Origin of the sequence: Photobacterium angustum (assembly GCF_003026365.1) — a bacterium.
Taxonomy (GTDB): Bacteria; Pseudomonadota; Gammaproteobacteria; order Enterobacterales; family Vibrionaceae; genus Photobacterium; species Photobacterium angustum.
This window is the reverse complement of sequence record NZ_PYOM01000020.1, coordinates 50311-65246: the sequence shown is the minus strand read 5'-3', so window position 1 is coordinate 65246 and position 14936 is coordinate 50311. Positions and strand designations below refer to the sequence as shown.

Genomic DNA, 14936 nt, shown 5'->3' with positions numbered 1-14936 from the left:
TTGACATGACAATAAAAAGCCTTCAGAAAATGAAGGCTTTTTTTATCGGTACTTCATGACAATAAATATCTTAATTACCATTCAACCGCTTCACCAGCATGAAGGCTGCATTCTTTTTTAAGTAGTGAAAATAGCTCTTCATCGCTGCGGGTACAGCGCCATTCAGTGCCATTATACTTGAAATGATAGCCGCCTGATTTTGAGGCTAACCAGAGTTCATGTAATGGCTCTTGGCGGTTAATTACGATCTGGCTGCGGTTAGCAAACTCAAGTGTTAATACATTACCCGTTGTTTCTGGCTCAATGTCGGCACCGGATTCATCGATACCTTCTTCGATTTGCATTAGTGCTAAATCAGCTAATTGGTGAAATTCAGTGTCATTCATCTTATTGTGTCCTATTGCTTTTCCTGTTCTTGGTGCGATTATAGAGGGCATTGGTTTGATAATCACTGGCTTTGAATTATGCGTAAAGGTTTATTAGCAATTTTTGTGTTAGGTACCCTAACATTAGCGGGATGTGGACAGAGTGGTGCTCTCTACATGCCAAAAGATGCACCACAACAAGAACAAGCAAAGTAAAAAATAAATAAACACTGAGTTAAACAGTGTCGCCATTGAAAGCAGCTACTTAACAGGGAAGAAAAACATTGGATTACTTTAACTACCAGCAAAATAATCAATTATGGGCTGAAAATGTGCCATTAGCACAATTGGCTGAGCAATACGGTACGCCTTTGTATGTGTATTCACGTGCAACGTTAGAGCGCCACTGGAAAGCATTTGATGAGGCGGTTGCGACTCACCCTCATTTAATTTGTTATGCCGTTAAAGCGAACTCTAATCTTGGGGTATTAAATGTTCTTGCTCGTCTTGGCTCTGGCTTTGACATTGTGTCACAAGGTGAATTAGAGCGTGTGATTGCCGCTGGTGGTGACCCGGCAAAGGTGGTGTTCTCAGGTGTCGGTAAAACGGCTACTGAAATGAAGCGTGCACTAGAACTTGGGATCAAATGCTTCAATGTTGAGTCTGAACCTGAATTAGAGCGTCTAAATGCTGTTGCTGAAGAGCTAGGTGTCACAGCGCCTATTTCATTGCGTATTAACCCTGATGTTGATGCGAAAACGCACCCTTACATCTCAACAGGATTACGTGATAATAAGTTCGGTATTGTGTTTGATCGCGCGGTGGAAGTTTATCGCCTAGCGCATAGCTTGCCACATTTACAGGTTGTTGGTATGGACTGTCATATCGGTTCTCAGCTAACTGATATTAGTCCATTTATTGATGCTACCGATCGTTTATTGGCATTAGTTGATGAGTTAAAAGCCGAAGGTATTCATATTCAGCACCTTGATTTAGGCGGCGGTCTTGGGGTGACTTACAATGATGAACAACCACCACAACCTGCAGATTATGCTTCGGCATTACTCGCGCGGTTAGAAAATTACCCTGATTTGGAGCTGATTTTTGAGCCAGGACGCGCCATTGCTGCGAATGCGGGTGTATTACTGACAAAAGTTGAGTTTCTAAAGCATACTGAACATAAAAACTTCGCCATTGTTGATGCGGCAATGAATGATTTAATTCGTCCGACGTTATATTCAGCGTGGCAAGACATTGTGCCGGTTAGCCCGCGTCAGGGTGAAGCTCATGTTTACGATTTAGTTGGACCTATTTGTGAAACCGGTGACTTTATCGGTAAAGATCGCAGTTTATGTTTAGCGCAAGGTGATTTATTAGCAGTTCGTTCAGCAGGCGCTTATGGCTTTGTGATGGCATCGAACTACAATACCCGTGCTCGTGCGGCTGAAATTATGGTCGACGGTGAACAGGCTCATGTTGTTCGTGAGCGAGAAACACTAACGCAACTGTGGCAACTAGAACAAATTATTCAGTGATCATGGCTGCGATGAAATGAAAAAAATTAAGGAACATCATGCAGATTAACTTTTCCAAAATGCATGGGTTAGGCAATGACTTTGTTGTTGTTGACTGCGTGACACAAAATGTATTTTTTTCACCTGATGCGATCCGCCGTTTAGCGGATCGACATCGTGGTATCGGCTTTGACCAATTGTTAGTGGTTGAACCGCCTTATGATCCTGAAACGGATTTTCATTACCGTATTTTTAATGCTGATGGTAGTGAAGTCGAACAATGTGGTAACGGTGCCCGTTGTTTTGCCCGTTTTGTTTCAATGAAAGGGTTAACTAATAAATACCATATTTCGGTGAGTACCAAAGCGGGAAAGATGTTGCTGAAACTTGAAAATGATAATCAGGTAACAGTGAATATGGGCGTGCCGATCTTTGAACCAAATAAGATCCCAATGAAAGCAAAGCAGGCTGAAAAAACTTATATCTTACGCGTAGGTGAGCAAACGCTTTTCTGTGGTGCGGCAAGTATGGGTAATCCGCACTGTGTTACTGTGGTTGATGATGTTGATACCGCCGATGTTGATACATTAGGCCCGTTACTAGAATCCCATGAACGTTTTCCAGAGCGTGTTAATGCTGGCTTTATGCAAGTGCTCGATCGTAATAACGTGCGTTTGCGTGTTTATGAGCGTGGTGCGGGTGAAACGCAAGCTTGTGGTAGCGGTGCCTGTGCAGCGGTTGCGATTGGGCGAGTTCAAGGTTTGCTGGATGAAAATGTAAAAGTTTCTCTACCAGGTGGTGATTTATATATTCGTTGGGCGGGTGAAGGTAAACCATTATTTATGACCGGCCCTGCGGCTCACGTTTTTGACGGACAATTTATTCAATGACAACACATTCTCAGCAAACTTGTTCATCAGGGGATGACTTGAATGAGGTGCTGAATGAGCAAGCAGTTGTAACTTACTTGCGCAATAATCCCACTTTTTTTTCACGTCAATCGGAGTGGTTGAGTGACGTGCGGATCCCTCATCAAGAGCGTGGTACTGTCTCTTTGGTTGATATTCAATTAGAGAGACTACGACTACGGATCGCCGAGCTTGAGCAACAACATGCCACGTTACTCGCCAATGCAACCAAAAGTGGTGAGTTATCAGTCTTGTTCTCTAATGCTCAAGTACAATTATTACAATGCCATAATATTTATCAGGTACTGACGATTATTGATGCCTTAGCGGCACAATTGGATCTTTCCGTTTGTCTTCGTTTGTTTGATAGCGAAGATGAGGTGTTATACCTCGAACGTCGTCAATTTAACGATTTTTATCGTTCTCGTTTAACTCAAGATCGTCCGTATTTAGGCCGCTTACGTCGTCCTGAAGCTGAATTGTTATATACCCATCCGCCGCAGCTAGGATCATTTATTGTGTTGCCATTAGGTCGTTCGGCAGCCAATGGTGTATTGAGTTTTGCGAGCGCAGATGGTGGACACTTTCAACCAGAAATGGACACCTTGTTTGTTGAGCAGTTAGCAACAACCATTAGTTACTTGATAGAGCATTGGCAATATACCCGTGAGGTTATTGACTAATATGTTGCCCCGCAGCTTGGAACAACCACTTGAACGTTTCTATGAATATTTACGTAGTGAACGTGAGCTAAGCTTACATACTCAGCAAAACTATAAGCGTCAGTTAACTCGTGTTGCAGAACAATTGGTCGAATTGAGCGTCGATAATTGGCAGCAAGTGGATGCCGGTTGGGTACGTCAAATCGCCAGTAAAGGGATGCGAGATGGCTTAAAGGCGAGTAGCCTTGCGATGCGCTTATCAGCTTTGCGAAGCTTTTTTGATTTTTTAGTCCATCAAAATGTTTTGAAAGCCAATCCAGCAAAAGGCGTTGCGGCGCCACGAAAAGCACGTCCATTACCTAAGAATTTGGATGTGGATGAAATGAATCAATTGCTGGATGTTAACGATGATGATCCATTAGCAATTCGTGATCGCGCAATGATGGAGTTGATGTACGGTGCAGGGTTACGTTTAGCCGAGTTGGTTGGTATTGATGTGCGTCATATCAGTTTAAGCAAAGGCGACTTACGGGTAATTGGTAAGGGCGATAAAGAAAGGGTGGTTCCTTTCTCTGGCCTTGCTCGTGAATGGGTAGCGAAATGGCTGAAGTTGCGTGACAATATTGCTCAAGCAGAAGAGCCTGCATTGTTTGTGTCTAAATTAGGCACGCGTATTTCTACTCGAAATGTACAGAAAAGAATGGCGGAATGGGGACAAAAACAGGCGGTATCAAGCCATATTAACCCCCATAAACTACGTCATAGTTTTGCAACACATATGTTGGAGTCGAGCGGCGATTTACGTGCAGTACAAGAACTTTTAGGTCACGCGAATTTATCGACAACCCAAATCTATACCCATTTGGATTTTCAGCATTTAGCTAAAGTGTATGATGAAGCACATCCTCGTGCTAAGCGTAATAAATAACATTGAATGCGACGTATCAATACAGAGAGATTATGCATTTTTACCGCCAATTAACGCCAATTAGTGCCTTAACCTTTGATCTTGACGATACCTTATACGATAACCGTCCGGTGATTGTTCGTGCTGAACAAGCAATGTTTGACTGGTTAACGCAGATCTTACCGTCACGTATCATGATTGATCAAACCGTTTGGTCATCGCTTAAATCGCAATTAGCGATGCTAGATCCAATGCTCAAACATGATGTCAGTTTGTGGCGATATGAAACCATTAAAATAGGTTTAATGCAGCTAGGGTTTCGTTTATCAGAGGCAGAAATTTTAGCGCAGCAGGGGTTAGATACTGTATTGGCTGTTCGCAACCAAGTCGATGTTCCTGCAGAAACGCATCGAGTATTAAAACAATTAAGTGACCATTTTCCGCTAGTCGGGCTAACCAATGGTAATGTTGATGCAGAAAAAATTGGCTTAGCGCCATATTTTGTCGAGGTGTTTCAAGCGGGTAAAGATGGTTTAGCAAAACCTGAGGCAGATTTATTTAACCTTGCAGTTAATACCCTAAATTTACCAGCCGTGACAATCTTACATGTTGGTGATCATCTTATTACCGATGTAAAAGGCGCGAAACAGCATGGCTTTCAAGTGTGTTGGTTTAACGATCAACAAAAATTGATTCAGCAGCAATCGAAGGCGTTGATCTTACCCGATGTAGAAATTACGCAATTGGCGCAGCTGCTTGAGATTGTCGGATTAGAGAATTAAAAAAAGCGACCATGGGTCGCTTTTTTATTGTGTATAGCATATTAAGCCTTAATCGATATTCAGTAAGAATGATGAAGGTGGCCACGATTAAAGAAGTGATCAAAAGAGAGACTTCCCGCTCCCCATATCACATTAGTGAGTAGCATCATTCCCCACAGTTGGTGATCATAAAATCCTTTTTCCCAAAGTGCTGGATAGGAAACGACTGCCATGATGTTAAATCCAAAAAGTACTAAAGCCATCGGACGAGTAAATAGTCCCAGAGTGAGAAAAATAGGGATAAAGACTTCAACCGCAGTACCAATATATGCCGCCCAGTACCATGGTAATAAAGGTACATGATACTCGTATTCAAAAAGGTATAAGGTACTGTCCCAACTTGAGTATTTGATCATACCAGATTGAAAAAATACCCATGCAACCCAGAGGCGAGTAAAGAGCAACACAAGCGGGATAAAAGGGGTGGTTAGCCGTGAGAAAAAAGGGTCGATACTGCGAATAAAACTATCCATCGTTTGCCTCCACGATATCGTCGGTGAGTTGATATTCAAATAATAAAGGTAGTTGTTCAAGCATCTGTGGAGAGGCTTGTTGAAGTGATTTTTGTTGTTGGCAGTGAATGATTAACGCCTTGAGATCTGAAGAGATGACCTGCGTTAATATTTCGTTTCCACGTAATTGAATAACCACGGTTTGTGGCTGATCGATATCAAGTGCTGCCAATGGATCATCAGCGCTAGAAAACTCTGATGAGTGATGGTTGAGCCTTTCACCATCTACAATATGCCACAAATCCCCGACACTATACTGGCTGGTCAAAACATAGGTTGCCGCAGGAATATGAAAATAGCTTTGTCCAAAGGCATCTGCATTTTGAAGGTATTGTAATTTTTCAAATGGAAAACCGTGTTGTTGTGACGGCATGCGGCTGACAATATCTCGGTACCATTCGAGTTGAGCAAGATCCGATAAATACGGTAAGGCTTTGTTGATGGTTTCATTATTTGCAATGGTGCGATGAAACCCTTCACCGTAATGGCTCACATCGCCTTGCGTTAAGGGAGAATGTAGTATGTGTAATCGCGCCAGTTGAACAAAACAGTCATGACCGATCATCGCAAGGACTGCGGGATACGTTGCCGAAAGAATATCGGTTAAACTCAAAATAAAATTATTTCGATAAATTTGTAGGTGTTGCTCGGCACTAAAGGTGGTGGCTTTTATCGTCGTAGACGCATCGCTGTGTTTATATCGCAGCGCATCGGAAAAGGTGCTTTGGAGCTGGTGCAGTTCATTGTTGACAGCATATTTCATGGTGATGTTCTCGTTGGAGGAACGCGTTCGCTTTAGCCGCTTCAGCAAGGAGTATCTCTAATGATGGTAACTCTGCATCCCACTCTATTAAGGTTGGAGTATGCTTACCATTTTGCTGTATCCATTGACGATAAAGTTGCCATACAGGCTCACTTACCGGCTTGCTATGGGTATCAATCCATATTTCCCCTTCAGGGAATGGTTTCACCGTAAAGCCTGCAAGGTGGATCTCTTTTACCGTATCGGGATTGATGGCATCTAAATACGTTCGGCAATCAAACTGATGGTTAAAGCTATTGACGTAAAGATTGTTTAAATCTAATAACAAGCCACATCCTGTGCGTTGTTGAACAGCAGTTAGAAACTCCCATTCCGGTATAACTGAGTGCTTAAAACTGAGATAGCTCGATGGGTTTTCAATTAATAATTGTCTGTTGAGGTAATCTTGCACTTGTTCGACATGCGTACAGAAAACATCAAGCGCTTGCTCTGTATATGGTAGAGGCAGTAAATCGTTAAAGTATTGACCGTTAACTGAACTCCAACTGAGGTGATCTGAAACCGCAAAAGGATTAACAACTTCAATGAGTTGTTTCAGTTGCTTTAAATGCTCACAGTTAATCGGATCGACTGAGCCAAGGGATAGTCCAATACCATGACAACTCATCGGGTAATGCTCGATGATGGCTAACAGTTGTTGATATTGAGGTGTATAGCGGTTGAAATAGTTTTCACTGTGAATTTCAAGCCAGCCGATATCCGGACGTTGCTCGATAATCGGTTGGTGATGAGGTGAGCGTAAACCCACCCCAACCATATCCGTTAATAATGGATAGCTCATTATGCAGACTCTGTTGAACCACCATGAAGGCGATCGCAAAGCCCTTTAGGCATGACAATGAAGGCATCTTTTTGACCATCTTCTTTGGCTGAGCCTGCGCATGATGTGGTTTTGGTCGCGCAGTCATTTTTTCCTGCTTTCACCACCCCATAACATTTTTCTTTTGCTTCGCCAGCAACGGCAGAAGTTGAGGCTACTGTACCTGCTAATGCGATAAGACCTGTCATGGCTGATGCGAGTGCAAGTTTGTTTACGTTGTTCATGATGAAATCCTCTTGAGATATAACGTAGTTGGCTGATTTTTATGTGGCATTAAACGCTCTGTTTAATAGGAAAGGGGAAGGCTGAGATTTATTGCGAAAAAATGATTAAAATTAAAACAATTTTCAGCACCAAGGAAAGGTGAAGATATCGAGGCAATCTTTTTTCGTGCTGTTATAATCATCACCATTGTATAAATAACCAGTAGATAGCGATGGACGTTTCACTCCTATTAGACGGGCTCAATGATAAACAAAGAGAAGCGGTGGCAGCGCCGTTGGGTAACCACCTCGTATTGGCTGGCGCCGGTAGTGGTAAGACACGAGTGCTGGTTCATCGCATTGCTTGGTTGTTATCAGTAGAGCAAGCATCACCGTATTCGATCATGTCGGTGACCTTTACCAACAAAGCGGCCGCAGAAATGCGTGGGCGTATTAATGAGTTAATGCATGGCTCAAGTGCGGGGATGTGGAATGGTACATTCCACGGACTATGTCACCGCATGCTGCGTGCTCATTACCTTGATGCGCGTTTGCCGGAAGATTTTAATATTTTAGATTCTGATGATCAGATGCGTTTATTGCGCCGCTTGATCAAAGCTCAGAATCTAGATGAAAAGCATTGGCCTGCTCGTCAGGCTGCTTGGTATATCAATGCGAAGAAAGATGAAGGCTTACGTCCTAAACACGCTGAAACCTATAGCGATCCTGTAGAGCAAACTTGGCTGCGTATTTACACCGCTTATCAAGAAGCGTGCGATCGTGCGGGTATGGTCGATTTTGCTGAACTATTGCTGCGATCTTACGAGTTATTGCGCGATAACAAGCATATCCGTGAACATTACCAAGCACGCTTTAAGCACATTCTGGTTGACGAGTTTCAAGATACCAACAGCATTCAGTTTGCGTGGTTACGCTTAATGGCTGGACCTGATTGCCATGTGATGATCGTGGGTGATGACGACCAGTCTATTTATGGTTGGCGTGGGGCAAAAATTGAAAATATTCAGCGTTTCTTAAATGAATTTAAAGATGCGTCGTCGATTTTCCTTGAACAAAATTACCGTTCGACCGGCAATATTCTAAATGCAGCCAATGAGTTGATTGCCAATAACAACGAGCGTATGGGCAAGAAACTTTGGACTGACGGTGGTGAAGGTGAGCCGATTTCGCTTTATTCTGCGTTTAACGAGCTCGATGAAGCACGTTTTGCGGTGGGTAAAATCAAAGAATGGCGCGATCAAGGTGGCAGCCTAAACGAAACGGCTTTCTTGTACCGTAGTAATGCCCAATCTCGCGTATTAGAAGAAGCATTAATTCAAGCTGGACTGCCGTACCGTATCTACGGCGGTATGCGATTCTTCGAGCGCCAAGAGATAAAAGATGCGTTGTCTTACATGCGCTTAATCTCCAATCGTAATGATGATGCCTCGTTTGAGCGTGTAGTTAATACCCCGACGCGCGGTTTGGGCGATCGCACGTTAGAGACGATTCGTTTAGCTGCTCGCGATCGTGGTTTAACCATGTGGCAATCGAGTATTGCCTTGCTTGAAGAGCAAGTTTTAGCAGGCCGTGCGGCGAATTCATTACGTCGTTTTATCGAGCTGATTAATGCTCTTGAAGACGATACCGCCGACTTGCCAATGTACCAACAGACCGATGAAGTCATTCGAAATTCTGGTTTACGTGCAATGTACGAGCAAGAAAAAGGCGAAAAAGCCCAAGCCCGTATTGAAAACTTAGAAGAATTGGTCACAGCAACTCGTCAGTTTGAAATTCCAGAAGAAGCTGAAAGCATGACGCCACTTGCGGCCTTCTTAGCTCATGCAGCATTAGAAGCGGGTGATGGTCAGGCGGATGACTTTGAAGATGCGGTGCAGCTGATGACGATGCACAGTGCTAAAGGTCTAGAGTTCCCAGTGGTGTTTATGGTGGGCGTAGAAGAGGGGATGTTCCCAAGCTCACGTACCACAGAGGAAGTGGGACGTTTAGAAGAAGAGCGTCGTTTGTGTTACGTGGGGATGACCCGTGCAATGCAAAAACTGTATATCACGTATGCTGAAATGCGTCGTTTATACGGTAAAGATAACTTCCATAAACCTTCACGCTTTATCCGCGAAATTCCCGACCAGTTCGTCGAAGAAGTCCGCATGAAAGCGCAAGTGTCACGACCAGCAAGCAGTGGTCGTTTTAGCCAAACACAGGTGAATAACAACTTTAATGAGACAGGTTTTAACCTAGGTCAGCGTGTTGAACATCCAAAATTTGGTGAAGGCACCATCATTAACTTTGAAGGCAGTGGCGCACAAAGCCGTGTGCAAGTAGCGTTTAATGGTGAAGGTATTAAGTGGTTGGTGACTCAGTACGCCAAGCTTACACCAATGTAATTACATGCATTCTTAATTGATCGTAATACTTAAAAATAAAGCCCAGCAATCATCTTGAGTGCTGGGCTTTTTGCTTTTATTTGTGTATTTGCGCGCGATTATTGGCTGATAACTTTACCTTCTCGACGAGGATCGGCTGCTCCCATAAGCTTATTTGGCGCAATACTTATCGCTTGAATACCTGAATTTAGATCTTTGATTTGGATTTTATAACCTAGCTTCTCAAGCTTTGGCGCCCACTCTGCCGCAGGCGTGTTTATTTCAAGTTCAAAGGTACCGAAGCGATTATTCATATTCGGTAAGTTGATCGCTTGTTGTAAATCCATCCCCCAATCAATATACGCGACTAAGGTTTTTGCGAGATAACCAATGATCTGACTTCCTCCGGGTGAGCCGATGGCTAGCACTGGCTGGTTGTTTTTCATGACAATCGTGGGTGTCATTGACGAGCGAGGTCGTTTACCCGGTTCAATTCGGTTAGCAACAGGAATACCATCAATTTGGCTACGGAATGAAAAGTCCGTTAATTCATTATTGAGTAGAAATCCCCTGACCATTAAACGTGAACCAAACCTGTTTTCAATCGTCGAGGTCAGTGAAACCACATTACCTTCTTTATCTACAATGGATAAATGGCTGGTAGAAGGCAGTTCGATAGCTTCATCACTGGCGCGGTTATTGGCATGATTCCAAGGTGGCATCCCCGCTTTTACTTGGGTTAATGCTTTATTTCCATCGAGTAATTTAGCACGCTCGGCAAGGTAGTTGGGATCGAGTAAGCCACGGACCGGCATCGGCACATAATCACTGTCTGCCATATAGCGACCGCGATCAGCAAAAGCTAAACGGGAGGCATCACCAATTAATTGCCAACTTTTGACGTTATCAGCACCGAGCTTATCCAAGGGATAATGATTGAGCATGGCTAATATTTGCCCCAAGGTTAATGCGCCAGAGCTGGGTGGCCCCATTCCACAAATTTGATACTGACGATAAGGTGCACAAATAGGCTCACGTTGTTTAACGCTGTAGCTGGCGAGATCCATCGTGTTTAACACCCCTGGATTACCTTCTGCGTTCTGTACGGTATTAACAATATCTCGCGCAATATCGCCTTGATAAAAGGCTTTTGGGCCATAATCAGCAACTTGACGTAAGGTGTTTGAATAAGCGTTATTAACTAACTTACTCCCTGCTTGAAGCGGTTTACCTTGTGCGTCAAAAAAGTAGGCTTTAGTTTCTGGATAGCGACGAAGATTTTTTGCATCATTTTCAACCATTGCAGCAAGCCGAGGGCTGACAATAAATCCTTCTTTGGCTAATTTGATCGCAGGAAGAAACAGCGTTTTCCACGGCAATTTTCCGTATTGTTGATGACTGCGCCAAAGCAGTTTAATCGTACCTGGAGTACCTACAGATCGTCCGCCGACAACGGCATCATAGAATTTTAGTGGCTGACCTTGATTGTCTTGAAACAAACGGGGAGTCGCAGCAAAAGGAGCCGTTTCTCGACCATCAAATGTCGTCATTTGGTGTTTATCATTATCCCAATACACCAAAAATCCGCCACCACCGATCCCGGATGACTGTGGCTCAACCAAGCCTAATATTAGCTGCGCGGTGATCATTGCATCAACAGCACTGCCACCCTGACGTAAAATATCAGCCCCAGCTTGACTGGCATAGGCATTGGCTGTGGCGATCATCCACTCTGTACCTGAAACCAACGGTTGTGATTGTTGGTTAACACTCGGCTCTGGTTCAATATGATCAGAGGCTTGTTGAGCTTCATTGGCTAATGCTGGAAATGAAAAACAACAAACACTCAATAAAAAGGCTGTAGCGGAGGTAAACCTTGGCATCGTCAATCCTTATGAGTGGAGTAATGTCGCTAACTGAACGCTATTTTATACTTTTATTTACTTGAGTTAGATAATAAAAATGAGAGTTCTATCATACATGTCGAATGATTATCTAAAGGCAAACAAGCTAGCCGCTAATTTTTATTATTCGATGATTGTTGATGAGTTCGGATCCCATCAATACTAAATAACAACAGCGCTAACCAAATACAGCCAAAGGTAATGCCATGTTCTAATTTAAACGGCTCTTTATAAATAAAAGTCGCTAATACGAACATCAAACTAGGGCCGATATATTGTAGAAAACCTAAGGTAGACAGCTTTAATTTCGTTGCGGCACCCGTAAAACACAGTAAAGGCAAGGTCGTGACAATACCTGCTGCGACTAACAGTAAATTGAGATCTAAAGAATTATCTGTCAGATTAGCTGTTGGGCTGCTACTGATAAAAAATAGATAAATAGCGGCTAATGGTAACAACATAAAGGTTTCAATAAATAAGCCGGTTTGAGCATCAATATTGATTTTTTTGCGTAATAGACCATAAAACCCAAAACTGGTCGCAAGCGCAAAGGCAATCCAAGGTAATGACCCAAATTGAATGAGCTCGGCAATAACACCGACCGCAGCGATTAAAACCGCCCCCCACTGTAAGCGACGTAGTCTCTCACCTAGTAACAGCATGCCTAATAGCACATTTAACAAAGGGTTAATGTAGTAGCCTAAACTGGCATCCAAAAGGTGATTGTTATTGACCGCCCAGATGAAAATAAGCCAATTACAACCGACAAGTAACGCAGAGATTGTGAGTAGAAAAAGTGTTTTTGGTTGAGTGAAAACGGCTTTGACACGCACCCACTGGCGACTGAATGCAATAATGAGTGCTAGGAAGAAGAACGACCAAATCACACGATGACTCAGTATTTCGAGTGGAGTAACGCTGGCAATGGATTTGAAGTAGAGCGGCGCTATACCCCACATGGTATAGGCAGAAATAGCGAGAATGATCCCACGCTTAGCGAGATTGTTGTTATCTTCCATGAAACTCCAAATCTAACATTGGTTAATTTTTATTCTAAAGCAGTATATAAATAAGATGGCTTGATTTACCAGTCTTTATTTTATCGCTAAAGAGAAAATAGAAAATAAGAGCACTGAGTTTTTAATTGATTGCCAAGTTACTACCTCGCATCAAAGGGGGCTTTAGGTATAGAATGAACGCCCCGTTTAGCCAAGAGACTTACCATGTCATCCGTCTGCCATCATGGACCTAGTTCTGCATTATCAGCGTCTACGAGCGAGTCTGTTTTACAGGAAATTTTCGGTTATCAGCAATTTCGTGTAGGTCAACTGGATGTGATTGATGCCGTCAATCGTGACGAAGATTGCTTGGTGATTATGCCAACGGGAGGTGGTAAGTCATTGTGTTATCAGATCCCTGCTTTGTTAAAAGAAGGGATCACGCTAGTTATTTCACCGCTTATTTCATTGATGAAAGATCAGGTCGATCAGCTTAAAGCCAATGGTGTTGCTGCCGCCTATATCAATTCAACAATGGAGCGTGATGAGATCCTCGCCGTGTTTGATGCGATGAAAGACGCTACGGTAAAGCTAGTTTATGTCTCGCCAGAGCGCGTATTAACGTATGATTTTATTGATCGTTTGCGTGACGTACCGCTGGCGATGGTCGCGGTTGATGAAGCGCATTGTATCTCCCAATGGGGACATGATTTTAGACCAGAATATGCCGCACTCGGGCGATTGAAGCAGTCGTTTGAAAACCTACCGATAATGGCATTAACTGCAACGGCAGATGAAACAACCCGCCATGATATTGTTAGCCGCCTAGGATTGCAGACCCCTCATGAGTACCTGGGCAGTTTTGATCGTCCGAATATTCGTTATACCTTGTGGGAAAAGCATAAACCGCTAACACAAATTATTCGCTATGTTGAAGGTATGCGTGGGCAGTGCGGTATTATTTATTGCAATAGTCGTAATAAAGTAGAACAGATCAGTGAAAAACTGCGAGATAAAGGCATACGTGCAGAGGCCTATCATGCGGGGTTAGATCATATTGAGCGAGCCAATGTACAAGAGGCATTTCAAAGGGATGATATTCATATCGTGGTAGCCACTGTTGCCTTTGGTATGGGGATCAATAAACCCAATGTGCGGTATGTCGTGCATTTTGATATTCCTCGTAATATCGAGTCGTATTACCAAGAAACCGGTCGAGCAGGGCGTGATGGTTTACCTGCTGAGGCGGTAATGTTTTACGATCCTTCTGATTTAGCATGGCTTCGCCGTTGCTTAGATGAAAAAGAAGAAGGGCAGCAAAAGGACGTCGAACGTCATAAATTGCATGCGATGGGCGCTTTTGCTGAAGCACAAACTTGTCGTCGTCAGGTATTGCTGCATTACTTTGGTGAGCATCGTGATGAGGCATGTGGTAACTGTGATGTGTGTTTAGATCCGCCACAACGGTTTAATGCGGTCGAAGTGGCGCAAAAAGCCTTGTCTTGTGTCTACCGTGTTAACCAAAGTTTCGGTATTACCTATATCGTTGAAGTGCTTCGTGGGATGCAAAACCAACGTATCCGCGAGCATGGACATGATAAATTGAGTACTTATGGTATTGGGCGTGAATACAGTCATGAATATTGGGTGAGTGTATTACGGCAGTTAATTCATTTAGGGTACTTAACTCAAAATATTAGTCGTAACTCCGTGCTGCAATTAACAGAAAAAGCCCGCCCACTATTACGTGCTGAAATCAGTTTAGAACTTGCTGTTCCGCGACTTGATAATATTGCTCGTAACATGAAAGTGAATAAACTCGCGAATCGCCAATACGATAAAAAATTGTTTGCTAAGTTACGTAAATTGCGAAAAGCGATTGCTGATGAAGAAGATCTACCGCCTTATGTGGTGTTTAACGATGCTAGCTTAATGGAAATGGCAGAGCGGTTACCGACGTCAAATGGCGACTTTCTTGCGGTGAACGGAGTAGGGCAGCGTAAACTAGAAAAATACGGAGAGGTTTTTTTAGGTTTGATCCGTGATCATTTATTGGCAATTGAAGAGCCGTATTAAAATATCTAGCTAGCAAATTTAGTATAGATATAAAAAAAC

General features: G+C 43.2%; 15 protein-coding genes. 8 read left to right on the top strand and 7 right to left on the bottom strand.

Annotation, left to right across the window (positions count from 1 at the left end):
- Positions 1-74: 74 nt before the first annotated feature.
- A complete protein-coding gene (gene cyaY, locus CTN01_RS18385; RefSeq protein ID WP_005372465.1) occupies positions 75-386 on the bottom strand; it encodes an iron donor protein CyaY in 312 nt (103 codons plus the stop codon).
- A gap of 78 nt (positions 387-464) precedes the next feature.
- Here cyaY and lptM point away from each other — a divergent pair, with 78 nt between their 5' ends.
- From lptM to yigB, 6 genes are all read left to right on the top strand, one after another.
- Entirely contained in the window at positions 465-581 is a 117-nt protein-coding gene (lptM, locus tag CTN01_RS18380) for an LPS translocon maturation chaperone LptM (protein ID WP_005372467.1), read from the top strand.
- A gap of 68 nt (positions 582-649) precedes the next feature.
- Positions 650-1900, top strand: coding sequence for a diaminopimelate decarboxylase (gene lysA, locus CTN01_RS18375; RefSeq protein WP_005372469.1), 1251 nt, complete (start codon positions 650-652; stop codon positions 1898-1900).
- 38 nt (positions 1901-1938) lie between these two features.
- Positions 1939-2769 carry a diaminopimelate epimerase gene (dapF, locus tag CTN01_RS18370; RefSeq protein ID WP_045150057.1) on the top strand — a complete coding sequence of 277 codons (831 nt, stop codon included), beginning with the start codon at positions 1939-1941 and terminating at the stop codon, positions 2767-2769.
- Positions 2766-3470, top strand: coding sequence for a DUF484 family protein (locus CTN01_RS18365; RefSeq protein WP_045084581.1), 705 nt, complete (start codon positions 2766-2768; stop codon positions 3468-3470). Before dapF ends, CTN01_RS18365 begins: the two co-directional genes overlap by 4 nt.
- 1 nt (position 3471) lies before the next feature.
- A complete protein-coding gene (gene xerC / locus CTN01_RS18360) occupies positions 3472-4377 on the top strand; it encodes a tyrosine recombinase XerC (RefSeq protein WP_045128846.1) in 906 nt (301 codons plus the stop codon).
- Between the two features lie 32 nt (positions 4378-4409).
- A complete protein-coding gene (gene yigB / locus CTN01_RS18355) occupies positions 4410-5138 on the top strand; it encodes a 5-amino-6-(5-phospho-D-ribitylamino)uracil phosphatase YigB (protein ID WP_045150056.1) in 729 nt (242 codons plus the stop codon).
- A 59-nt stretch (positions 5139-5197) separates the two neighbouring features.
- Here the strand turns inward: yigB and CTN01_RS18350 are convergent, their stop codons facing one another.
- The 4 genes from CTN01_RS18350 to CTN01_RS18335 are packed head-to-tail and all read right to left on the bottom strand — an operon-like array spanning position 5198 to position 7556.
- Entirely contained in the window at positions 5198-5650 is a 453-nt protein-coding gene (locus tag CTN01_RS18350) for a DoxX family protein (RefSeq protein ID WP_045150055.1), read from the bottom strand.
- Complete coding sequence (locus CTN01_RS18345) at positions 5643-6452, bottom strand: HvfC/BufC N-terminal domain-containing protein (RefSeq protein WP_045186347.1); 810 nt, start codon at positions 6450-6452, stop codon at positions 5643-5645. Before CTN01_RS18345 ends, CTN01_RS18350 begins: the two co-directional genes overlap by 8 nt.
- Positions 6430-7293 (bottom strand): MNIO family bufferin maturase, encoded by an 864-nt coding sequence (gene bufB / locus CTN01_RS18340; protein WP_045150051.1) that lies wholly within the window; start codon positions 7291-7293, stop codon positions 6430-6432. The genes CTN01_RS18345 and bufB overlap by 23 nt, the downstream gene beginning before the upstream one ends.
- Positions 7293-7556 carry a BufA1 family periplasmic bufferin-type metallophore gene (locus CTN01_RS18335; protein WP_045150050.1) on the bottom strand — a complete coding sequence of 88 codons (264 nt, stop codon included), beginning with the start codon at positions 7554-7556 and terminating at the stop codon, positions 7293-7295. Before CTN01_RS18335 ends, bufB begins: the two co-directional genes overlap by 1 nt.
- Before the next feature lie 212 nt (positions 7557-7768).
- On the opposite strand from CTN01_RS18335, the gene uvrD reads away from it, so the two are divergent.
- Entirely contained in the window at positions 7769-9940 is a 2172-nt protein-coding gene (uvrD, locus tag CTN01_RS18330) for a DNA helicase II (RefSeq protein WP_045150049.1), read from the top strand.
- Positions 9941-10038: 98 nt separating this feature from the next.
- Here uvrD and ggt read toward each other — a convergent pair whose 3' ends face one another.
- The gene (ggt, locus tag CTN01_RS18325) at positions 10039-11802 is read right to left on the bottom strand and encodes a gamma-glutamyltransferase (protein ID WP_045150048.1); all 1764 of its coding nucleotides are present in this window, start codon (positions 11800-11802) and stop codon (positions 10039-10041) included.
- 134 nt (positions 11803-11936) lie between these two features.
- The gene (gene rarD, locus CTN01_RS18320) at positions 11937-12842 is read right to left on the bottom strand and encodes an EamA family transporter RarD (RefSeq protein WP_045150047.1); all 906 of its coding nucleotides are present in this window, start codon (positions 12840-12842) and stop codon (positions 11937-11939) included.
- A 204-nt stretch (positions 12843-13046) separates the two neighbouring features.
- Between rarD and recQ the strand changes: the two genes are divergently transcribed.
- Positions 13047-14897 (top strand): ATP-dependent DNA helicase RecQ, encoded by a 1851-nt coding sequence (recQ, locus tag CTN01_RS18315; RefSeq protein ID WP_107342200.1) that lies wholly within the window; start codon positions 13047-13049, stop codon positions 14895-14897.
- The last annotated feature ends 39 nt before the right edge of the window (positions 14898-14936 follow it).